Source organism: Chryseobacterium sp. UF-290, from assembly GCF_058245615.1.
This window is the reverse complement of sequence record NZ_JBSICB010000026.1, coordinates 1-22,535: the sequence shown is the minus strand read 5'-3', so window position 1 is coordinate 22,535 and position 22,535 is coordinate 1. Positions and strand designations below refer to the sequence as shown.

At 38.4% G+C, this 22,535-nt stretch carries 20 protein-coding genes and 1 tRNA gene; 10 read left to right on the top strand and 11 right to left on the bottom strand.

Going from position 1 to position 22,535, the window contains the following annotated elements:
* Positions 1-20: 20 nt before the first annotated feature.
* Positions 21-263 (bottom strand): bacteriocin, encoded by a 243-nt coding sequence (locus AC4IF5_RS20080; RefSeq protein WP_490737681.1) that lies wholly within the window; start codon positions 261-263, stop codon positions 21-23.
* 144 nt (positions 264-407) lie between these two features.
* Here AC4IF5_RS20080 and AC4IF5_RS20075 point away from each other — a divergent pair, with 144 nt between their 5' ends.
* Together AC4IF5_RS20075 and AC4IF5_RS20070 are read left to right on the top strand one after the other, a co-directional pair.
* The gene (locus AC4IF5_RS20075) at positions 408-1,346 is read left to right on the top strand and encodes a helix-turn-helix domain-containing protein (RefSeq protein ID WP_490737679.1); all 939 of its coding nucleotides are present in this window, start codon (positions 408-410) and stop codon (positions 1,344-1,346) included.
* A gap of 86 nt (positions 1,347-1,432) precedes the next feature.
* Positions 1,433-2,197, top strand: coding sequence for an SDR family NAD(P)-dependent oxidoreductase (locus tag AC4IF5_RS20070; protein WP_490737677.1), 765 nt, complete (start codon positions 1,433-1,435; stop codon positions 2,195-2,197).
* A gap of 243 nt (positions 2,198-2,440) precedes the next feature.
* Here AC4IF5_RS20070 and AC4IF5_RS20065 read toward each other — a convergent pair whose 3' ends face one another.
* From AC4IF5_RS20065 to AC4IF5_RS20055, 3 genes are all read right to left on the bottom strand, one after another.
* Entirely contained in the window at positions 2,441-3,589 is a 1,149-nt protein-coding gene (locus AC4IF5_RS20065) for a methionine aminotransferase (protein ID WP_490737676.1), read from the bottom strand.
* 112 nt (positions 3,590-3,701) lie between these two features.
* On the bottom strand, positions 3,702-4,427 hold the full coding sequence (locus AC4IF5_RS20060; RefSeq protein ID WP_490737674.1) for a LytR/AlgR family response regulator transcription factor: 726 nt from the start codon (positions 4,425-4,427) through the stop codon (positions 3,702-3,704).
* A complete protein-coding gene (locus AC4IF5_RS20055; protein ID WP_490737672.1) occupies positions 4,396-7,254 on the bottom strand; it encodes a sensor histidine kinase in 2,859 nt (952 codons plus the stop codon). The genes AC4IF5_RS20060 and AC4IF5_RS20055 overlap by 32 nt, the downstream gene beginning before the upstream one ends.
* Before the next feature lie 222 nt (positions 7,255-7,476).
* Between AC4IF5_RS20055 and AC4IF5_RS20050 the strand changes: the two genes are divergently transcribed.
* The 7 genes from AC4IF5_RS20050 (at position 7,477) to AC4IF5_RS20020 (ending at position 16,184) form a co-directional block, all read left to right on the top strand.
* A complete protein-coding gene (locus AC4IF5_RS20050; protein WP_490737670.1) occupies positions 7,477-9,363 on the top strand; it encodes a DNA topoisomerase IV subunit B in 1,887 nt (628 codons plus the stop codon).
* A 26-nt stretch (positions 9,364-9,389) separates the two neighbouring features.
* On the top strand, positions 9,390-9,866 hold the full coding sequence (locus tag AC4IF5_RS20045; RefSeq protein WP_490737669.1) for a hypothetical protein: 477 nt from the start codon (positions 9,390-9,392) through the stop codon (positions 9,864-9,866).
* An 8-nt stretch (positions 9,867-9,874) separates the two neighbouring features.
* Positions 9,875-12,466 carry a DNA gyrase/topoisomerase IV subunit A gene (locus tag AC4IF5_RS20040; protein WP_490737667.1) on the top strand — a complete coding sequence of 864 codons (2,592 nt, stop codon included), beginning with the start codon at positions 9,875-9,877 and terminating at the stop codon, positions 12,464-12,466.
* 42 nt (positions 12,467-12,508) lie between these two features.
* Positions 12,509-13,150, top strand: coding sequence for a rhomboid family intramembrane serine protease (locus AC4IF5_RS20035; protein WP_490737665.1), 642 nt, complete (start codon positions 12,509-12,511; stop codon positions 13,148-13,150).
* Positions 13,151-13,182: 32 nt separating this feature from the next.
* Complete coding sequence (locus AC4IF5_RS20030) at positions 13,183-14,271, top strand: helix-turn-helix domain-containing protein (protein WP_490737663.1); 1,089 nt, start codon at positions 13,183-13,185, stop codon at positions 14,269-14,271.
* Positions 14,272-14,430: 159 nt separating this feature from the next.
* Positions 14,431-15,216 carry an SDR family NAD(P)-dependent oxidoreductase gene (locus AC4IF5_RS20025; RefSeq protein WP_490737661.1) on the top strand — a complete coding sequence of 262 codons (786 nt, stop codon included), beginning with the start codon at positions 14,431-14,433 and terminating at the stop codon, positions 15,214-15,216.
* Positions 15,213-16,184: an NAD-dependent epimerase/dehydratase family protein gene (locus tag AC4IF5_RS20020; protein WP_490737659.1), complete on the top strand. Its 972-nt coding sequence runs from the start codon at positions 15,213-15,215 to the stop codon at positions 16,182-16,184. Before AC4IF5_RS20025 ends, AC4IF5_RS20020 begins: the two co-directional genes overlap by 4 nt.
* Positions 16,185-16,240: 56 nt before the next feature.
* On the opposite strand, the gene AC4IF5_RS20015 is transcribed toward AC4IF5_RS20020, so the two are convergent.
* From AC4IF5_RS20015 to AC4IF5_RS19985, 7 genes are all read right to left on the bottom strand, one after another.
* Positions 16,241-17,782 (bottom strand): hypothetical protein, encoded by a 1,542-nt coding sequence (locus AC4IF5_RS20015; protein ID WP_490737657.1) that lies wholly within the window; start codon positions 17,780-17,782, stop codon positions 16,241-16,243.
* 7 nt (positions 17,783-17,789) lie between these two features.
* Entirely contained in the window at positions 17,790-18,368 is a 579-nt protein-coding gene (locus AC4IF5_RS20010; protein ID WP_490737655.1) for a phage tail-like protein, read from the bottom strand.
* Between the two features lie 603 nt (positions 18,369-18,971).
* On the bottom strand, positions 18,972-19,331 hold the full coding sequence (locus AC4IF5_RS20005) for a DUF4180 domain-containing protein (RefSeq protein WP_490737653.1): 360 nt from the start codon (positions 19,329-19,331) through the stop codon (positions 18,972-18,974).
* 43 nt (positions 19,332-19,374) lie between these two features.
* The gene (gene prmC, locus AC4IF5_RS20000) at positions 19,375-20,232 is read right to left on the bottom strand and encodes a peptide chain release factor N(5)-glutamine methyltransferase (protein WP_490737651.1); all 858 of its coding nucleotides are present in this window, start codon (positions 20,230-20,232) and stop codon (positions 19,375-19,377) included.
* Complete coding sequence (yaaA, locus tag AC4IF5_RS19995) at positions 20,233-20,991, bottom strand: peroxide stress protein YaaA (protein ID WP_490737649.1); 759 nt, start codon at positions 20,989-20,991, stop codon at positions 20,233-20,235.
* Positions 20,992-20,995: 4 nt separating this feature from the next.
* Positions 20,996-21,697, bottom strand: coding sequence for a CPBP family intramembrane glutamic endopeptidase (locus AC4IF5_RS19990; RefSeq protein WP_490737647.1), 702 nt, complete (start codon positions 21,695-21,697; stop codon positions 20,996-20,998).
* Between the two features lie 48 nt (positions 21,698-21,745).
* Complete coding sequence (locus AC4IF5_RS19985) at positions 21,746-22,357, bottom strand: L-threonylcarbamoyladenylate synthase (RefSeq protein ID WP_490737645.1); 612 nt, start codon at positions 22,355-22,357, stop codon at positions 21,746-21,748.
* 101 nt (positions 22,358-22,458) lie between these two features.
* Here AC4IF5_RS19985 and AC4IF5_RS19980 point away from each other — a divergent pair.
* Positions 22,459-22,531 (top strand) — tRNA-Met (locus AC4IF5_RS19980).
* Positions 22,532-22,535 lie beyond the last annotated feature (4 nt).

Sequence of the window (22,535 nt, the reverse complement as noted above, 5' to 3'; positions counted from 1 at the left end):
GATTTTAGTTTATCATGTGATTAAAATTCTATCTGCGGCCTGCACATAAACTCTTCACAGGTTAAAGAGATCTTCAGACAGGTGTCCGGGCCGGCAGGATTCAGACATATCTCTGTAGCTCCGGGGCGGCATTCCAACTCTGCACAGGTAGGATGAATCTGAACGCATCCGCCATTATAAGAGCAGATCTTCTTTCCACCGGCAATGGTTTTTAATTCTTTTTTGCTAAGTTTTTTTCCTTTGTTTAGGTTTTGATTTTTCATTTTTTTGATTTTTAATGGTTTAGTTTTTACTAATATATTGCAAAATAATCATAATATATCACTTAAGTTAGAAAAAAAATAGAAAATTATTTTGTTTTTATTAAGGAACAACTTTGTATATTTGAATTTTACAAATCATCTGCTATGGAAAAGATGGCCCATGCTTCACTTGAAGATTTCTACAGAGAGATGGCGGCCAAACTGGGTAAAGATCTCGAAAGTATTTTCCCGAAAGGTCTTCATAAAGATATCGGACATTTCAATGTGTTCGATATTGCACAGACTATAGAAAAATCAAAAGCGACTTCCGAGATGCCCTATAACAGGAGAAAGTATTATAAGATAAGCTTTATCAGAGGAAGGAACAGAGCTGAATATGCAGATAAGATAATTTCGATAAAAAAGAATGCCCTGTTGTTTGCCACTCCAAAAGTACCTTATCACTGGATTCCTGAAGACTCTGAGCAGTCTGGTAGCTTTTGTGTATTTACAGAAGATTTTTTTCCTAAAGATAAATCCTATACCAGTCTTGCCAATCTTCCTATTTTTCAGCCGGGAGGAGTTCCTGTATTTGAAATTGATGAAGAGTTGGCAGATGAAATAGAGACGCTTTTTAATAAAATAAAAAAAGAGATCGATTCAGATTATATCTTTAAATATGACCTGATCCGGAATTATGTACTGGAGCTGATCCATTATGGGCAGAAGCTGCAGCCTGCAACTAAAATCTCCACTTCGAACGATGCTTCCATGAGAGTAGTTTCTTTGTTTATAGAATTGCTGGAGAGGCAGTTTCCTATTGAATCATGGGAACAGCGGCTGCAGCTGAAAACAGCAAAGGACTATGCCGAAAGATTAGCCGTTCATGTCAATTATTTAAACAAAAGATTAAAAGAAAGTACGGGAAAAACCACCACAGAACTTATCTCAGACCGTGTTGTTCAGGAAGCAAAAATACTTTTAAAACAAACGAAATGGAACGTTTCTGAAATATCTTACGCTTTGGGCTTTGAGGAAATAGCCCATTTTTCAAACTTCTTCAAAAGGAAAACCTCCTTTACTCCTTTAGAATTTCGATCGTGATTTGAATTTTGCAAATTTCAGATTGATTCGGGCAAACAGATCACCAGGAAAATGTACCAATTTTGTATCATTAAATCAAAACAAAAATGAATACAAAAACAAATATTGCACTGGTAACCGGAGGAAGCCGTGGTTTGGGAAAGAATGCAGCCCTTAAAATCGCTCAAAAAGGATTAGATGTAATTATTACTTACCGAAGCAACAAAGAAGAAGCGGAGGCAGTAGTAAGTGAAATCAAAGCTATGGGAAGAAACGCTGTTGCTTTTCAGTTAGATACAAAGGATATTAAAAGTTTTGATGCTTTTGTAAAAGAAGTGACAGAACACGTGTTGAAAAATACCGGAAGCCCTGAGATTGATTACCTTGTCAATAATGCCGGAACAGCTCTCTATTCACCCATTACGGAAGTGACTGAAGAGCAGCTTGATGATGTGGTAGACATCCATTTCAAAGGCGTTTTCTTCCTGACCCAAAAATTGCTGCCTTTCATCAATGATGGAGGAGGGATCATCAATGTATCTTCAGGTTTAGCCAGATTTACAACGCCGGGATCATCGGTATACGGATCTATAAAGGCTGGGGTGGAAATGCTCACAAAATATATGGCGAAAGAACTGGGGCCAAGAAGAATCAAAGCCAATGTTATTGCTCCGGGAGCTGTGGAAACTGATTTTGGAGGTGGAAAAGTAAGGGATAATGAAGAGATCAATGCAATGGTGGCAGGGGCTACAGCTTTAGGAAGAGTTGGGCTGCCGGATGATATAGGTGGAGTAGTCGCTTTCCTGTGTACCAAAGATGCGGGCTGGATCAATGGCCAGAGGATCGAAGTTTCCGGAGGCATGTTTTTATAATTGCTCAGATTCATAAAAACGACTCTGTTGCCTATTAAACTAAAAAGAACCACTGGAATCTATCCGGTTGGTTCTTTTTATTTTTCGGTTTAATCAATAGGATCAACAGGAATCGGAAGCTGGCATTCAGGTTCCGCACAGCCCGGGCCCATATATTATAGTTTTAATTACTGATGGGATTTATCCTGCAAAGAGACCTTATAGATAGGAGCTATATTAAGAATAAACCCTAATCTTAAAGCCTTAAATTTTTGAAAGGTTTTCGATCGCTCGCTCCAATGTTTCCTGCTTCTTGGCAAAACACAGCCTGATCACATTTTCATTCAGCTTGTTCTTGTAAAATGAAGAGAAAGGGACACTAGCCACTTTATGACCGACCGTCAGTTCTGTAGCGAAATCAAAATCATTTTTATCTGAGATCTTATCATATTTTACAGCCTGAAAATAAGTTCCTTCACAATCCAGCAGCTCAAAAGAGGTTCCTGATAGTCCGTTTCTCAGAAAATCTCTTTTTTCCTGGAAAAACTGGTTCAGATGCGTATAATGTGAATCATTTTTCATGTATTCGGCCAGGGCGAGCTGAATGGGAGTGTTGACGCAGAAGACATTAAACTGATGTACCTTTCTGAATTCATCCGTTAAGTTTTTGGGTGCGGCGCAGTAACCGACTTTCCAGCCTGTGACATGGAAGAGCTTTCCGAAAGAAGCTACCAAAAGGCTTCTCTCTTTAAGCTCAGGATATTTACAGATGCTTAAATGCTTTTTCCCGTCAAAAACAATATTTTCATATACCTCATCACTTAAGATAAGGATGGAAGTTCCTTTTACCAATTGAATAAGCTCCTGTATATCTTCTTCTTTCAGGATCCTTCCTGACGGATTGTTCGGATTATTGAGAATGATCATTTTGGTATTTCCGGTCACAAGGTTTTTTACAGCCTTCCAGTCGATTTCATAATCCGGAGCTTTCATTTCAAAACGTCTTACAATACCCCCGAAAAGTTCCACAGTGGGTTCATAGCAATCATAAGCAGGTTCAAAAATAATGACCTCATCATCTTTTTTTACAAAAGCGGCAATAGCCGTAAATATGGCCTGGGTACCTCCTGCAGTTACCGTAATTTCCGAATCCGGATGGTAAACAGCCTGATGGCTGCTTTCAATTTTCCTTGCGATCTCTTCCTTCAGGCTGATCATTCCCCCTAACGGAGCATATTGGTTAAATCCTTTTTTAATAAAATGATCTACGTGGTTCAGCAGTTCCTCATCCGGCATAAAGTCCGGAAATCCCTGCGAAAGATTGATGGCCTCATTCTCATTGGCAAGTTGGGTCATCTGGCTGAAAATAGTAGTTCCTACATTGGAAAGTTTAGACAAAGGAAGCTGTATCATGCGGAAAATTTTTTGTTTGTCCGAATTTAATGAAATATTTAAAAGATTTGAAGCGGCAGGAATAAAAATTAGGCTGAGACAAAGATTAAGACTATACAAAAAACCCCTTTTTTTAATCCAGATCATCTATCCTATGCAGGAAGTCAATCTTTTTGCGAACAGAAACATCCAATACAGAATGGTCTGCCATGACTACCTGGCCACCTTTTCCCTTGATATATTCTTTAAGGTGAGACAGATTGATCAGGTGCTTATGGTGGATTCTGAAAAAACTGTATTTTGAAAGCTGTTCCTCAAACTCGTGAAGGGTTTTGGAAACAATGATCTTGGTCTTATCTGTAAGATAAAATGTGGTATAGCTGGAATCTGCTTCACAGCGAATAATGTCGTTGATGTCTGTAAGCCTGAATCCCTGAAGCGTCGGAAGACTGATCTTATTGTTCTGAAGAATTGCCGTATTTTTATTTTTTCTGATGGTGTCCAGAACTTTGTTGACTGCAATAATAAAATCCATCTTTTTAATAGGTTTCAACAGGTAATCGGCAGCCCCGTTCTTAATGGCCTGTATCGCAAAATTCTCGAAAGCAGTGATGAAAATAATCCTGGAATCAACCTCTCTGAACTTTGAAAGAAGATCGAATGCTGTGCCGTCCTTCAGCTGAATATCCAGAAACAGAATGTCAGGTGAATTCCTGGAAAGATAAATATAGGCTTCCTCTACACTGGCTGCCTGGTGTACATTCTGGATTTCTGGAAATTCATTCTCCAGCAGGAGGGAGATGTAATCTCTTCCGTCTTGCTCATCATCAATGATGCAGGCTTGTATTTTGGTTTTCATAGGGGGTTATATAAAGTTTGATCTGGGTTCCCGGTCTTTTTTCTTTCTCCTGAAGATCGGTTATTTCTAATATGATATTAGTCTCAAAAAGCTGCCTGAATGTTTCAATTCTCTTTTCAGATAATTTTACACCGAAAGAATCCTCTTTGGAATGACGCTTTTTCCCAATGCCAGTACCATTATCTTCAACGATAATACAGAGAGCATTTCCGGTATGCTGAACCAGTACTTCGATGTATCCTTTTCTGTCCTGAAGATTCGCGACACCATGTTTTATGGCATTCTCTACGAAAGGCTGGATCAGCAGTGAAGGAACAGTCCAGTTTTCATTGACATTTTCAGAAATGATGATCTTATAATCAAAAAGATCTTTCAGGCGCAGCTTTTCCATATTCAGGTACAATGACAGATATTCCGCTTCTTCTTTTATTGGCATGAAGGTTTTTTCAGAATAATGCAGGGTTTTCCGGATCATCCGGGAAAAGGTATCAAGGTAATTCTCTGCTTCTTCATAATCTTTTTTATAGAGAAGAAAATGTATAGAGTTTAGGCAGTTATAGATAAAATGTGGATTGATCTGCGCTTTGATGGCCTGAAGTTCCAGCTCGGCAATCTTCTTCTCATAATACAGGGTTTCCAGTTTTTTATTTCTTTTTTTCTGGAAGTAAAATATGATCAGGATAGATAGCACGGAAGCTCCAATGAAGAGCAACAGGAATTTGAACCACCAGGTCTGCCAGAATGCAGGTTTGATCTCAAAACCCAGATCAGTAGAAACATAAGACTTTCTTCCGTTATAGCCCAGCCCGAAAACTTTAAAAGTATAATTTCCCGGTGGGATAGAATTGAAAGTAATATTCGGTGAACTGCCGGTCTGCCATCCTTCGCTCAGCCCTTCGACCATGTATTGATAGCTTATTTTTCCCTCCGAAGCAAAATCCGGAAAACTGACATTAAAGGTCAGGCTGTTATCGGGAGTCTTACCTTCTAACGGGGTATCGGGGTCAAAAAAAATCTTATTTCCGATCTTTACAGAATTAATGATCACTTTTTTATGAATGGCTTTCTGCTGGCTGAGCAGACTTTTAACAGAAAGAATTCCCAAACCTTTTGAGGTTCCTGCATAGATGGTGTCTCCGGAAATAATGCAACCCGCTACAACATTGGATGGAAGACCGTCCATACGGGTAAAATTGTTGATCTTTAATGCGTCACCGCTGATCTCTATTCTGCTGAGCCCATAGTTTGTAGCTGCCCAGAATACTTTCTCGTTCTCTATTTCTATTTTTTTTATCTGTCTTGTTGAAAGACCATTGTTTTCAGAAATTTTTTTGATGATCCCTGAATTATTGAACAGGATGATCCCGTTAAGATTGGTAGCTCCTGCATAGAGGTTATGGCTGAGCTTTTTTATATCTGTGAAATAATACCCTTCCAGGAATAGTTTTTTCTTCCGTGTAACGGTGTTCAGCTTATACAGGTCTTTGAATGTTCCTGCAAAGATACTGTCTCTGGCGTAGGGCAGCGCTGTATAAATCCGGTCATCTGTGAGAAGCTTTTTGTAAACTCCTGTATGGTAATCATAAGCAATAAGACCTTCCAGAGTACATAAGAGCGCAGACCCGGGGATGTAAGGCACAATGTTTTTAAGAGAATTTCTCTGCAGGATATGTTTTTTCCCTGTCACCGTGTTATACAGAACCGGATCTTTGGTGAGTCCGAAGATGATGGTATTGTCTTCGGAAAAAATAGCTTTGTTTTCCATTTTGGAGTTTCCCTCCAGTACGAAGTCTTTGATAGCTCCGTTATGATACATTCCTCCTTTTGCCTCATTATAGCCCAGGTAAATCCGGTTTCTGTTTTTGGCAATAGCGGTGATGTAGGATGAATTATTTTTAACAGGCAAATGAATATAGTTTCTGAAAAACAGGTCTGAAATAAAGAAAAGACCGTTGTTCCGGGTAGAAAACCAAAGATTGTTGTCCTTATCTGTCAGTACATCGTGGATGATATAGCCGTTCATCAATCTGACAGGATCTGATAACCCGTTTTCTTCCATGAAAGGATTTCCGAAGTACAGGGCACCCCCATTTTCCAGACAAGCCCAGATCCGTGAATTTTTGTCAATGGCCAGGCGGTGTATATTTTCCTGAGTGGTGTAAGAATGGATCTTTTTGAAATAAAATTGATGGTGGATCTTGTACACATCAATCCGGTTTCTGCTGTTAATAATAAAGAAATCTCCTTTTCTTATTATTGTTGAGTTTTCTTTAACTGAAATGTTGCACAGGGTCTTCTTTTGAGTAAAAATATTGTATGCTTCAATGTTCTTATTTTTGTTTTTATGAGAGAGATAAAGAAGCCCGTTATCCATGTTCAGTCCGAAAGCATAATAACGATCTGAAGCATTATTGCTGTACGAAAGCGGTATTGTACTGATCTTTTCATTTTTGTAAACTGTGATGTTTTGGGGAGTATCGCCTTCATACAGATAGAGGGTTTTCCCATGGATATAACCGGTTGAAGCATAGGTGAATTTTATTTTTTTTAATCCAGGATTATGATCCGAATTGATGATCTTTCCTTTTTTCAGATAAGAGAAATCGTTCAGAAAGGAAATGATAAACATTCCACCACCGGGAATTGGAGAAAAATACAGGATTTCAATGTTTTTCAACCCGTTTTTGCTCCCAAACTGCTTGAATTCCGTACCGTCGAACCTGAAAAAGCCATTGTCGCTTCCTACATAGATGAATCCATCCTCATCCTGGCTCAGCCCGTAGGTATAGGCACTGTTCAGCCCATCTCCTTCATTATAATGTACCATTCCGGGAATTTGTGCATAGAAAAATGAAACAGATAATAATGATATGAAGGAAAATAAACAGAAGGATGTTATTTTTTTCACGTTTATTAGAATAATTATGTAAATATAGAATTTGGTTGATAATACTGCAATATTTCCGGGAAAATGTTTTAAAAAACAGATCGAAAAAATTCGGATAATTTTATACAATTTCGTACTTTTGTATGTTTGCTGAAATCATATATGTCACAAGAAATAAATCCAACCTACTCAGAAGATAATATCAGAACCCTCGATTGGCAGGAACATATCCGTCTGCGTCCCGGCATGTACATCGGGAAGCTTGGTGACGGGTCTTCTGCTGATGACGGTATTTATATTCTGCTTAAAGAAATCCTGGATAACTCTATTGATGAGTTCAGGATGAGAGCAGGTAAAAGAATTGAAATAAAACTTGACGACGGTAAAGTTACCATCCGTGACTTTGGACGTGGAATCCCTTTGGGAAAAGTCGTGGATGCCGTATCCAAAATGAATACCGGAGGTAAGTACGACAGTAAGGCGTTCAAAAAATCTGTGGGATTGAACGGGGTCGGTACCAAAGCGGTGAATGCACTTTCCGATTATTTCAGGGTGCGATCTTTCCGTGACGGGAAGATGAAGGCTGCAGAATTCTCCCGAGGTATCATCAAAGAAAACTTTGAAGAAAAAGATACTTCTGACAGAAATGGGACAGAGATTTCCTTTATTCCGGATGGAGAGATATTCCTGCACTTCAAATACAGAAAAGAGTATATCGAAAGAATGCTCCGCAACTATGCATACCTGAATCCGGGACTGAAAATCCTTTTCAACGGAGAAACCTATTTCTCTGAAAACGGTCTTAAAGATCTCCTGGAAGAAGAGCTGGAAGGCGATATCCTGTATCCGATCATTCATTTGAAGGATGATGATATTGAAGTAGCGATCACCCATTCAGACAAATCGCAGACAGAAACCTATTTTTCATTCGTAAACGGGCAGAATACAACGCAGGGAGGTACCCACCTTAATGCATTCCGTGAGGCTTATGTGAAAACGGTTCGTGAGTTTTTTAATAAGAATTTTGATGCTTCCGACATCAGAAAGTCTATCATAGCCGCAATTTCCATCAATGTTGAAGAACCCGTTTTCGAGTCACAGACCAAAACAAAGCTGGGATCTAACGATATGGGACCTAACGGACCTACCGTAAGGACCTTTATCATTGACTTTCTTAAAAGTAAACTGGATAATTTCTTACACAGGAATCCGGAAATCGCAGAAGCCATTCAGCGAAAAATATTAATTTCTGAAAGAGAAAGAAAAGAACTTTCCGGAATTCAGAAGCTGGCCAGAGAAAGAGCCAAAAAAGTATCCCTTCACAACAAAAAACTTCGTGACTGCAGGCAGCATTATAACGATCAGAAAGCGGAAAGAAAAGGAGATACCCAAATCTTTATTACCGAGGGAGACTCCGCATCAGGATCTATTACAAAATCCAGGGATGTAGAAACACAGGCTGTATTCTCTCTGAAGGGGAAACCTCTGAACTGTTATGGCCTTACTAAGAAAGTAGTATATGAAAACGAGGAATTCAACCTTCTTCAGGCAGCATTGAATATTGAAGAAAGTCTGGAGGACCTGAGATACAACCAGGTCATTATTGCAACCGATGCCGATGTCGACGGGATGCATATCCGTCTGTTGATGATCACATTCTTCCTGCAGTTCTTCCCGGATCTGATCAAGAACGGTCACCTTTATATTCTTCAGACTCCGTTATTCAGGGTTAGAAATAAAAAAGAAACGAGATACTGCTATTCAGAAGCAGAAAGGGTAAAAGCATTGAACGAACTGGGTAAAAATCCTGAGATCACCCGATTTAAGGGGTTAGGAGAGATCTCTCCTGACGAATTCAAGCACTTTATCGGTAAAGATATCCGTCTGGAGCCTGTAGTGGTAGGAAAAGATCAGACAATAGACCAGCTTCTGGAATTTTATATGGGGAAAAATACTCCGGACAGACAGACATTCATTCTTGAGAATCTGGTAGTGGAAGACGATACGGATATTGACAAAAAGGAAATCCTGGATGAAGTAGAAGGGTAATAAACTGATGTTAACAAAAGAATTAAATGAGACTAAGTAACCGTAATAAAACCTCAGTTTATAATTCCTTAAGTACACTCCTTCTGATGTTGGTAGTGTTCGGAACAGTCGGATTTGTAGTCAATGAATACAGATTCAAGGCATTAGGGATAGAAAGCTATCTGCTGATTATTATCCCTGTTCTGCTGCTGGTGATCTTTTATCTCAACGGAAGACAGATCTTTGAGTATGACAGTGATGGTGAAGCGCTGAACTTTAAAAACAGGAATATCATTCCTTTTTTAAGCAAGCCGCTCCATGACGAGTTTCCAAAATATAAGCTGATAAAATATGAGATAATCAGTATTTTCTTTATCAAAAGACTATATATTACCGTTTCAAGTAAGAATAATGGTTCTACTATGCTGAAGTACCAGATCTCTTATTTGACCAGAAAAGAAGTAAACGATTTAAAACTCTCTCTGAACAAAGTAGTGAAAGCTAATAAAGAGAAAAAAGATTAAAAGAACAGATGACGACAGAAGAATATTCGCATGAGGGGGAAAGCCTGAAGAAAGTTTCCGGTCTCTATAAAGACTGGTTTCTGGATTATGCCTCCTATGTAATTTTGGATAGAGCTATTCCTTCGGTATATGATGGGTTAAAGCCCGTTCAGCGAAGAATCATGCACTCTATGCGGGAGCTGGAAGACGGCCGTTACAATAAGGTGGCCAATATCGTGGGAAATACCATGAAATATCACCCTCACGGGGATGCTTCCATTACAGATGCGATGGTGCAGATAGGACAGAAAGAATTGCTGATAGACACTCAGGGAAACTGGGGAAACATCTATACGGGAGATTCTGCTGCTGCTGCAAGGTATATCGAAGCCAGACTTACTCCTTTTGCCCTGGAAGTAGTCTTCAATCCTAAAACTACGGAGTGGACAAAATCTTATGACGGAAGAAATAATGAGCCGATCGACCTGCCTGTAAAATTTCCTTTGCTTCTGGCACAGGGAGTGGAAGGTATCGGGGTAGGGCTTTCTACCAAAATACTTCCTCATAATTTCAATGAGCTGATCAATGCTTCAGTAGCTTATTTGAAAGGAAAAAAGTTTGAGTTGTATCCGGACTTCCTGACGGCGGGCTATCTGGACGTTTCAGAATATAATGACGGTCACAGAGGAGGTAAAGTAAGAGCAAGAGCCAGAATTACCCAGACCGATAAACATACATTGGTTATTTCGGAACTCCCGTATTCGAAGACTACCAGTGACCTTATCGATTCCATATTAAAAGCAAACGAAAAAGGGAAGATCAAGATCAAAAAGATCGAAGATAATACTTCAGATAAAGTGGAGATCCTGATCCATATTCATAATGATGTTTCTCCTGACAAGACCATTGATGCGCTGTATGCATTCACAGACTGTCAGGTGACAATTTCCCCGAATGCCTGTGTGATCGTAGGAGATAAGCCAATGTTCATGAATGTTTCCGATATTCTGAAAATGAATACCGACCATACCGTTTCATTGCTGAAAAAAGAATTGGAGATCGAGCTTCATGAGCTTCAGGAAAGCTGGCATTTTTCTTCGCTGGAAAGGATCTTTATCGAAAACAGGATCTATCACGATATAGAAGAGGTAAAAACCTGGGAAGATGTCCTGAAAACGATCGATGAAGGATTGAAGCCTCACACCGGACATCTTTTAAGAGCTGTAACGGAAGAAGATATTTTAAAGCTGACGGAGATCAGGATCAAGAGAATTTCAAGATTCGACCTTGATAAATTCAAAGAAAATATTGCCGCACTGGAAGGTAAAATAGAACAGGTGAAGCACCATCTGGCCAATCTGATAGCTTATGCGATCGATTATTATTTAAATATCCAGAAAAAATACGGAAAAGACAAGCAGAGAAAAACAGAGCTTAGAATTTTTGATACCATTGATGCTACGAAAGTTGCTGTAGCCAATGAGAAGTTCTATGCGAATTTTGAAGAAGGCTTTATCGGAACCTCACTGAAGAAAGACCAGTACCTGTTTGACTGTTCAGATATTGATGATATCATTACTTTCAGGAAAGACGGAAGTATGAAAGTCGTAAAAGTGGAGGCGAAAACGTTTATCGGAAAAGATATCCTTCACGTTGCCGTATGGAAGAAGAATGATAAAAGAACGGTCTATAATATGATCTATCGAGAAGGCAGGGAAGGTCCATACTATATGAAGCGTTTTTCTGTAACAGGGGTGACAAGAAATACCGATTATCCGCTGGCTTCAGATAAAAAAGGTTCAGAAACATTATATTTTTCAGCAAACCCCAATGGAGAAGCTGAAACAGTAACCGTGCTTTTAAAACCTAATCCGAGAATCAGAAAGAATAAAATGGAGATCAGTTTCTCTGATCTTGCGATCAAAGGACGTGATTCCAAGGGAAACCTGGTGACCAAATATGCCGTGAAAAAGGTAGATCTGAAAGAAGAAGGTGTTTCTACGCTGGCTCCAAGAAAAATCTGGTTTGATGATACGGTAAGAAGACTGAATGCTGATGGCAGAGGTACATTACTGGGAAGCTTTAAGGGAGATGACAAGATTCTGACCATTAATACCAATGGAGAGGTGAAGCTGGTTTCGTTTGATCTGGGCAACCGTTTTGATGATGAATATCTGATATTGGAAAAATGGAAACCCGCACAGCCGATCACCTGCATCTACTATGACGGCGAGAAAGATATCTACTTTATCAAGAGATTCCTGCTGGAAAATACCGTCAATGTACAGACGTTCATGCCATCCGAGCATCCGAAGTCATTCATTGAAAATGTGATTGTTGCCAATGAGGCTACAGCAGAAATCATTTTTGCCAAGGATAAAGGAAAAGAACGTGAGCCTGAAACGGTGAATATTGATGAATTCATAGCTGTAAAAGGGATAAAAGCGATCGGTAATCAGTTTACGAAATTTAAGGTAAAAGCGATCAATATTACCATTCCTGAACCTGTAGAAGAGGAGCCTGAAGCATATGAAGATCCGGAGCCAACCGGAGAAGCGGATGAGGACGGAGGCATTATCGGAGATTTGTTCCAGGGTGACGGAAGTAACGAAACCGAATAGATCCTGAAATATCTGATAAAGAATAAAAATAAAAAATATTAGATGAATATAGTTGTTTTGATCATCATTGCGGTTACCTGTATTTTTAGTTACATGGGTTTCAACAATACGGCATTATTTGAAAAATATAAATTCAATGTAGGTTCCATTATAAACCGTAAAGAATATGTAAGGCTTATCAGTTCCGCATTTTTACATGCAGACTTTATGCACCTGTTCTTTAACATGCTTTCCCTGTACTTTTTTCAGGGAGTGGTCATTGGCTTTTTTGGAGAAACAGGCTTTCTGATCATTTATTTCGGATCGATGATCCTGGGGAATTTGTTCAGCTTACAGATCTATAAGAATCAGCCCTGGTATTCCGCTATCGGGGCATCTGGAGCTGTCTCAGGAATCATTTTTGCTTCCATAGCCATGGCACCGAATGAGATCAGTGTCAACTTTTTGCCGGGATGGCTTTTTGGGACATTATATTTCGGGTATTCCGTTTATATGATGCTGAACCCGAAACAATGGGATAACCTTGGGCATGCTGCTCACCTGGGAGGAGCGTTCTTTGGGCTTGTTTATTCCATTGCTATGCATCCGCAACAGGCGATGAGCAATATGCTTTTCCTGGGCATTATGTCACTTCCGCTGATCTATCTGGGATATCAGATCTTTGTCAGGAAACGGATAGGATAAAAAAGACTATTTTTAATGAAATATCAAAACCAATGAACACATCAGAATTCAACAGTTTCATCGTGATACTTATCTATGGTTCATTGGTTTTGCTGTCTCTGCTGAAGCTGGCCAACCCTTTAAAGGTAAACAGAAAGGCCAATTTCTGGTTTGGGATCTTTCTGTTCCTGTGGTCTACATTCTGGATGGATGAGGTTCTGTTTTTAATTACAGGTTCAGAGGTAGAATTTCATTCTTTATCTGCTGTCCGCTTTGTACAGTTTCTGACACCGCTTTTCTTTTATTTCAGTGTATTATTCTATACCAATCCATCTTTTAAGTTCAGAATTACCGATCTTAAGTTCCTTCTGTTTCCGTTAGCTTTCCTGATCTGTTTGGGTTGTGTTGCTTTGGGGTATGATAGCCCTTTCGAATATCTGAGTATTATCCTTATCCTGGTTCAGGCATTATTCTATACAGGACTGTCTTATATTACAATCAGAAAACACCAGCGGAAGATCCAGCAGTTTTCATCCAATACAGAAGGCATTGACCTGAACTGGCTGGAATATATCATTCTGGTTGTTTTTATCGTAAATATCATCTATGTGATCTACAACCTGTTCTATGATCCCCAATCTCTGAACTTTTTTATCAATACGGTCTTTTTGCTGGTTATTTATTTCGTAGGCTATTATTCACTGAAGCAGAAAGAAATCTATCCTCTGGAAGAAAAACAGCGGGAAGAATTGATCTCAATTGATGAAGATTCAGATTCGGAAGAGGTAAAAAGAAAGCTGATCTCTGATGAGGAATTGCTAAAGATCAGGACAAATCTGGAAAATATGATGGAAAATCAGAAGCCTTATCTGGACAGTGAGCTGAATCTCATTAAACTGGCTGAGATGCTCTCGGTTTCTACCCATCATCTGTCTTATGTGATCAATACAGGTTTTGGTAAGAACTTTTTCCAGTACGTTAATGAATTCAGGGTTGAGCACGCCAAAAAACTTCTTAAGGAGCCCAACAGTAAACTGTCAATTCTGGGGATCGCCTACGAATCAGGATTCAATTCCAAAACGTCTTTCAACACTACCTTTAAAAAACTGACCGGACAAACTCCATCTGAATTCAAAAAATAGGTTCCGATTTATAAAGTTTTACTTTTTTAAATTTTTAATGTGCTTATTTTCAGATTGTTGCTGTTTCTGCTGTCATTGTTCCAAAATAGGTTCGTTCAGATAATACGGAACATTAAAACAGCATTGTGATGATAGCTTTGTACCATAAAATTTAATCTTATGGATACCAAAGAATCATATGCTGTGGTCACAGGAGCAAGTCAGGGTTTGGGAAAAGCGTTTGCTGAACATCTGGCGAAGAAAAATATCAATGTTATCCTGGTGAGCCTTCCTGGTCAGAATCTGAAAGAACTTTCCGAAGAGCTCAAAGAAAAGTATCACATAAAATCTCATTATTACGAAGTGGATCTTTCTGTGAATGAAAATGTGATGAAACTTACAGAATGGCTTAACCGGTCTTTTGAAGTCCATATCCTGATCAATAATGCCGGGTTGGGAGGCACTAAAAAATTTACAGAAGCGACACCGGATTATATCAATGCCATCCTGCAGGTCAATGTAACGGCCACTTCACTCATTACCCACCAGCTTTTACCCAATCTTTTGAGACAGCCCAAGGCTTATATTCTGAATGTTTCCAGCATGGCGGCATTTTCGCCGATAGGATTCAAAACGGTATATCCGGCCTCCAAAACATTTATTCATTCTTTTTCCAGAGGTCTGCATGAAGAATTGAAGGATACCAATGTTTTTGTAAGTGTTGTGAACCCGGGAGCGATGAAAACCAATACCGATGTCTGTAAAAGGATTGAAAAACAGGGTTTCTGGGGGAAATTAACCCTTTTAAATCCTGATAAAGTAGCATCATACAGCATTCACCAGCTATTTAAAAAAGATTCCGTAATTATGGTGAATCCAATAAGCTGGCTTGTGATGAAGATTTTACCGATCTGGATAAAGCTTCCGCTGATGACCCAGGCCATAAAAAGAGAAATTGAAGCATGAAAAAAGTTTTTGTAACCGGAGCTACTGGGCTTCTGGGTGCTAATGTTATTATTAAATTATTAAAAGATGGTTATTATGTTATTGCTCTGGTGCGTAAGGAAAGCGGCTATATGGGTGAAAAAAGCGAGAATCTGAAGGTAATTGAAGGTGATTTGTCTGCCGATATTTCATCATTTCTTAAAGACGTTGACAGCTTCATTCATATTGCAGCAGAGACACGCCAGGATCTCCTCAGCTATGAAGAGTACAGGAAAGTAAACTATGACATGGTCTTGGGTTTATTTAACCAGGCCGAAATATCCGGGGTAAGAAGATTTCTGTTTATAAGTTCGGCGAACACTCTTGGACATGGAAATGGGGAGAGCCTGGGAAGCGAAAAGAAACTACAGCATTATCCTTTTACAAAATCGATGTATGCCCAAAGCAAGCTGGAGGCAGAGAACTACCTTTTGCGGCATCATCAAAATATGGATGTTATCATCCTTAATCCTACCTTTATGATTGGAGCTTATGATAATAAACCCAGTTCAGGAAAGATCATTTTCTGGGCTTGGAAAAAGAAACTGATTTTCTATCCGAAAGGCGGTAAAAACTTTGTTCATGCAGAAGATGCTGCCGATGGAGTAGTGAAGGCTATTAAAAGAGGAAAAAACGGTGAAAAATATCTTTTGGCCCATGAAAACCTGAGCTATAAAGATTTTTTTAGAAAAATAAATAATAGTACAGGTCAACAACCTGTTATGATCCCGATTCCCAATGCTGTTCTGAACATTTTAGGATGGATAGGAGATGGTATAAGAAAGCTGAATATAAAAACAAACCTTAGCACCTCTAATATGAAAGCGCTTCAGGTTTGTAATTATTATACCAATCAGAAATCGGCAGAGGAACTGGGGGTCCGGTACCAATCCATTGATAAGGCAATAGAAGATGCTATTCAGTATTTTATTAAAAATAATAAGCATTGATCTTCAATACCGTTAGAAATAAGAAAAACCAGCTTTTTAGTGCTGGTTTTATCATCTTATTTTTCTATTTTCTGGGTTACATTTTTATTAGAAATAACACAAGCCTTGCTGCAGTTATTCAAATTTGAAATATTAACCTGTATCAGTGCCGGCATTGATCTGTAGTCTTCCTTATTGTAAGGGCTTTCAGTACCATTTCTTCCACCTCCTTTGATGTCATATCTTATTTGGGCAACTCCGGTAAATCCATTGGCCGGTTTGAAAGAAAGCCTTCCTGTAGAAGAGGAATAGGTCCATGTTCCCTCATTATTTGTATAAACACCGTTTGTAATATTCGGAATCACATTACCATTGATGTCTAAAAACCTGAATGAATTGAAGTCAAGGTTATCATAAGAAGATGTCGGAGGGTTTTGACCACCTATTGATGAATAAGCAACATCATTCAGTAAAGGGGAGTAGGTAGACTTTATCCCCGGACATCCTGCAAACAGATCATCTGTTACTTCAGCAGCATAAGGTTTGGTAACCCCTAAATTTTTTAATAGATGTATATTTCTGGCATCCCCGGTTGAGGCGGCAAAACCTATTCTAAAAGTAGAAGGAGGTGAAGTATCCAGGGTTCTTACCGGATTATTGGATAATGTGTTTTCTGTATATCTCAGAGAAGTAGGATAATAGTAATTGTCAATAACCTTTTCTCTCACATCCCCATGCTGTATTTCCAAGGTTATGTTGTAACCGCCGGAAGGATTGGGTACCAATGTGACATATGCTTTACGGAATCTCGTATCAGAGTCATTCTGAGGAATTGTACTTCCTCCGCTTTCAATCGTGAATTGCTTAAGATTCGGATTTTTAATACCGACATACTTCCCTGTCTGAACATCTAAATAAACGGATCGGTTATTACTGGAAGGTGCAGCATTTGTAGCCGTACTATAAAGCAACGGATAACCATTGTATCCTGCCGGCTCAGCTGATGAAAGATTTTGGTTTCCGCGTTTACCTCTTAAAGTAACATTGCTTCGGCCATTGGCTAATGAAACACCAAAAATTCCATTTCTAATCCTGTCTCCCTGGAGAAATCTGGTTTTAAAATTTCCGAATTCATCCAGACCTATTCCCAGATACGCTCCTCTCAACCCTTCCATGCTCTGGCTTCCCCGGATAAAAGTATAGCCTAATCCACCACCAAAGTATCCGAGATTGAGCTGTTGTTTAGGAATAGATCCATCTACTAAAAATATAGAAATACCATCTCCTCCGTTAGGATCTCCTCCATAGATGGCATATTCGAACTCAAACTTAATTCCCTGGTCACTTTTGAATATCTTATCAGCCAGTATAACCCCTCCGGAAATATTATTCACATTTCGGGTAAGTCGTAAACCATCTGTAGTAAAGGTTGCATCATTTTGGACACCGCTCGTCGTTACTTTATAGGCTTCCTGAGGCTGTAATCCCTGTGTAAAGTTGACGAAATACGGGTAGCCGGTTCCTTGCTCATTCTGTGCCTGGATATTTTGAAAGAAAATAAACAATGAAAAAATAAACAGAAATCTTCTGTGTTGTATAATTGGGGTACTTTTTATCATAACTCAATTATTTGACAACAAAAACAATATTAATAAAAGAGCAATCTGTTGCTGCTGCTTTCACATCATACGTCATTACCCCATTGTCAGAAATAGAAATATTGCTGAATACATTAGGATCAGCATCAGTTACATAATAATAAAGGTCCTGACTTGAAGGAAAAAAGGGAATCGACGCAGGAGCGCTGTTACTCTTCGCTTTTGGAGACCCGAACTGATTTTTATATAATGTATACAAATCTTTAGTTTGAGCATTCGCGTTTTTGGAAGTATCAAAAGAAACGCTTGGCATGTAAAACATTTTTACAGTATTACTACTGATACATAGCCAGTCCGGCTTGGAAGGGGTTCCGATATTCTGGCTTAAACATTTTTTATCCGTGTCATAAATCATAAGTGAGTTGGCCGGATTGGAAATAGCATCTCTTTTAGCAGTAGTAAGTCTCGGAATCAGCATCCCTTTACTTTGACTGTAAATATCCAGAGCGGAGCTTTGGTCTGGTGTAGGGGTGTTAATACCTACCTGAGCATACGAAAAAGAACTTATTAAGAAAAAAACGATGGGTAAGAAAAAATTTTTAATCATAGTGTAATTTATTGTACGTTAATAATGTTTTTATCATTTGTATAGTTTGTGTTTGATGGTTAAGTTTCTTTCTAAAGGATATTTTCTGTACAGCTTAATTCCAGAGGAAATAAGTGCTTATAACAATTTATTTGAATGATTAGTTGTACTATTTAGATAGAGCGGTATAAGGAAATCCTCAGCTCCAAAAGCCAATAGCAGCTATAACAGGCATGCGCCACATAAGAGGAGCATTCTATGTCTGTTCTAAAAAATCAAAAAAATAAGGTGAGTAAAATAGCCTTATTATATGGGGTGTATGGCTATTAAATAAGTAAAATTCATAATCCTTGTGTTTGATGCAAATATACGAATAATTTGCTTAACTCCTTATTTTGAGGGAATTAAGTTTTAATTTGGTTTTATTTATTAATCGAATTGTTGTTTTTGGTTTAAATTTTTATTAATTAGATGAATAAATTAGTTTATTTTTAAACAAAATAAGATATGAAAATCAGTGAATTTTGGAGAATAAGGCCGTAAAAATAGATTGATAGACCTGCTGATAGTTAAAAAAGAATGTTTTTTAGTTTTAATGCTTTCATAGAAACCATTAAAAAGAGCTTATTTTGAAAAAATATTTAGGGCATCTTCCAGCATTTCCACAAAATTGACATGTTTTGTTTTATTGCTTTCAAAAATAAAGTCCTTCATGCTTTTGCTTTCATATTTGCTGAAATCACCTACAATAGCCAATCCGATCCGATAATTTGAAAATTTCTGAAGAATTTCCCCGGCGATTTTTGTTTTCAGATCAAAAAAATCGGGAGTAATATTTTTTTCGTAGAGAACAACTTTATCAAATCCCTGATAATAGATGTTACCCATGAGATCCAGTCCGTCCTGAGCAGACCGGATGATAATTTCATCGGAAATCACTTCTGCAATTTTCGTATCGTCAATATGATGTGATTTGATAATCATAGTTAATGGTTTTTATAGATATCACTATAGAAGTTAAAATCACCTATTTTCTTCCATAAATAAACCTGTCATTTTCAGAGAGATCCTTCAATAATCGGACATGGGTAAAATGCTTATACAGATCTAATGTTTCAGGTCCCAGTTTCTGATTAATTTCCAGAAAAAGAAGTCCGCCGTCATTCAGGTGCTTTTTAGCGTCTTCAGCAATCTTTCTGTAAAAGATCAGTGCATCGGAAGTAGGGGAGAAAAGAGCCATTTTAGGTTCGAATTCTTTCACAGAATCGGCAATTTCAATCTCTTCCTCTCTTCCTATATATGGCGGATTTGAAATGATGATATCATATTTTTCCTTCAGTTCAGAATGAAGATAATCAGCATGAATGAAGTTGATGGACAGCTGATGATATTCCGCATTTCTTTTAGCGGTTTCCAGTGCTTTTGATGAAAAATCTATGGAAGAAACTTCAGCCTCAGTGAAATGCTTTTTTAAAACTAAAGGAATTACTCCGCTTCCGGTTCCAATATCCAATATCTTTAAACCTTGACCGTCAGATCCTGAATTTTGGACCTTTTTAATTTCCCGGATTGCCATTTCAAGGAGCTCTTCCGTTTCCGGACGGGGGATCAATACATTTTCATCTACAAAGAATTTCATTCCATAGAATTCGGTCTCACCCAGAATTTGTTGGTAAGGTCTTCCGGTCTTCAGCTCAGAAACCAGCTGCTCCAGCTGCTTTTCATCATCAGTCAGGAGCTCCTGGTCAGAAAACCTTCTTTGCTGAAAATGATCAAATCCTACGATCTTATGGACAAGCAAAGAGGACAAAAAGGCGCTTTCCGACTCAGTATAAAGACCGGAAAGCTCTGTTTTGAAATATTTTTTAAATGCTGAAATCGTCATCTATCTTGTAAAAACCAGTTTTGTATCGGTAGATTTTTCTTCGTCAATTCTGTATCCCTCGTAATTGAAGGCTTTCACGTCATCCAGCGTTTTTGCCTTCGTTTCAGCACAGAATCTTACGACAAGCCCCCTCGCATGTTTGGTATAAACAACAATGGTTTTAAGCTTTCCGTCTTTGAGCTCGTAAAAATCAAAATCAATGACTTTATGGTTCAGTTTTTTTCTGTCAATGACTTTTCCATATTCATTGCTGGCAAGATGAAGCAGAATTTCCCCTTTTTTCATTTCAGAGTTCAATTGTTCCGTGATCTTTTCTCTCCAGAATTCATACAGGTTTTTATATTGGTCAAACTGAAAAGGGCGCCCCATTTCCAGCCTGTAAAGCATTACTTTATCAGACGGTTTCAGCAGGCCATAGAGTCCGGAAAGCATTCTGTAATTTTTCTGCAGATAATCCACGGCGTCTTTATCCAGTGTTTTGGCATCCAGCCCTCTGTAAACCTCACCTGTAAAAGCAAACATGGCCGGCGCAGATTCTTTGGCAGTAGGCCTGGATTTCCATTTCTGATTTCTTTCCCAGTTTTCATCAGCCAGTTTGGATGATATTTCCATCAGCTCGGAAAGATATTTCGGGGATTTTTCTTTTAAATAGGATTGTATAAAAGCTGCTTCTTCAATGAATTTTGGAGTGGTAGATTTCAACAGATCTGTTGTATTTTCTACGTTCATTAATTTTGCAGGAGATGTTATAATTTTCATAATGTTAAAATGCAGATAAATGTTTAATATCAATAAAATTCATGACCATCAGCGATATAAAATCGATCATAAAATGACAGATGATCAGAATTTTAATATTTGAATATAATTTATAAAATAAGGCGAAAACGACTCCAATAAAGAAAGGGATCACTACCTGACCTATGGTTCCGTAAGTGCTGTGCAGAATTCCGAACAGAATAGCTGAAATAACGATTCCTAAAAACGGACTGTTATAGACCTTTTCAATTCTGGGCTGTATATAACCCCGCATGAGAAACTCTTCTACAGCACCAGCCGTAAAGGATGTAAAAATAATTAAAAAATAATTGTTTTTAAAAATTGAAGTGAGTTCAAAAAGTTTACCACTCATTTTTTCATGAAACAGAAGCTGGATCACGGCATTCAGAAAAGCACCGCCAATAGTGCAGATCAGATATAAGCACAAGGTAGCTTTTATATAGAATGCTAAAGAATGCTGAGTTTCCTTTTTTAGCAGAAAAGAACCTTTTTCAATAAGCAGACTGTAGAGAAAAACACTGATTAAAACAGCCCATATAGCAATTCTGCTCAATAAAAAGCTGGTGGCGGTAATACTTTTTATACCGGTAATCATGCTGATAACAGGGAAAGCATAAAGCATCACTGCAGCCAAAAGTACAAAAGTGAGTAAAATTCCTAAAGAATATTTCCCATTAAGCTCCATAATCCTATTCCGTCTCCGTACTTTAAATTCTAACTTTATCCCCTTGAATTAAATAACTCCTTTCCCCTGGCGGATCACTTCCGGTTCTCCTGAAGTAAGATCCACAATGGTAGACGCTATATTATCCCCATATCCTGAATCAATGACAATGTCTACCAGATGGTCATATTTCTCAGCGATGAGCTCAGGGTCTGTAGAATATTCGATGATCTCATCATCATCCCTGATGGACGTTGAAGCGATAGGATGCCCTAATTTTTCTACGATAAGCTGTGGGATCGGGTGATCCGGAACACGGATACCGATTGTTTTATGACCTTTATAAGCTAAAGGTAAACTTTTGTTGGCTTCGAGAATAAAGGTGAACGGGCCCGGAAGATGGCTTTTCAGGAATCTGAAAACCGAAGTTTCGATAGGCCTTGTAAAGTCAGAAAGATGGCTCAGATCATTACAGATTATTGAGAATTTTGCCTTTTCCAGCTTTAATTTTTTCAGTTGAGCCAGCTTTTCCATGGCTTTTATATCAAAAATATTGCAGCCAAGGGCATAGATCGTATCTGAAGGATAGATGATCAGCCCGCCGTTATTTAATGTTTTAATAACCTCATTCACAAGATTTTCCTGTGGGTTGTCCGGATAAATTTTCAATATTTTTGCCATAAAACAAAGATACAAATAATAAAATAGTTTTTATAAAAGTCCTTTATTTAAAAGAAAAATTAGGATTTTTGAAAAATATTCGTACCTTTGCAATCCAATATCGCGGGATGGAGCAGTAGGTAGCTCGTCGGGCTCATAACCCGAAGGTCATCGGTTCGAGTCCGGTTCCCGCTACTAA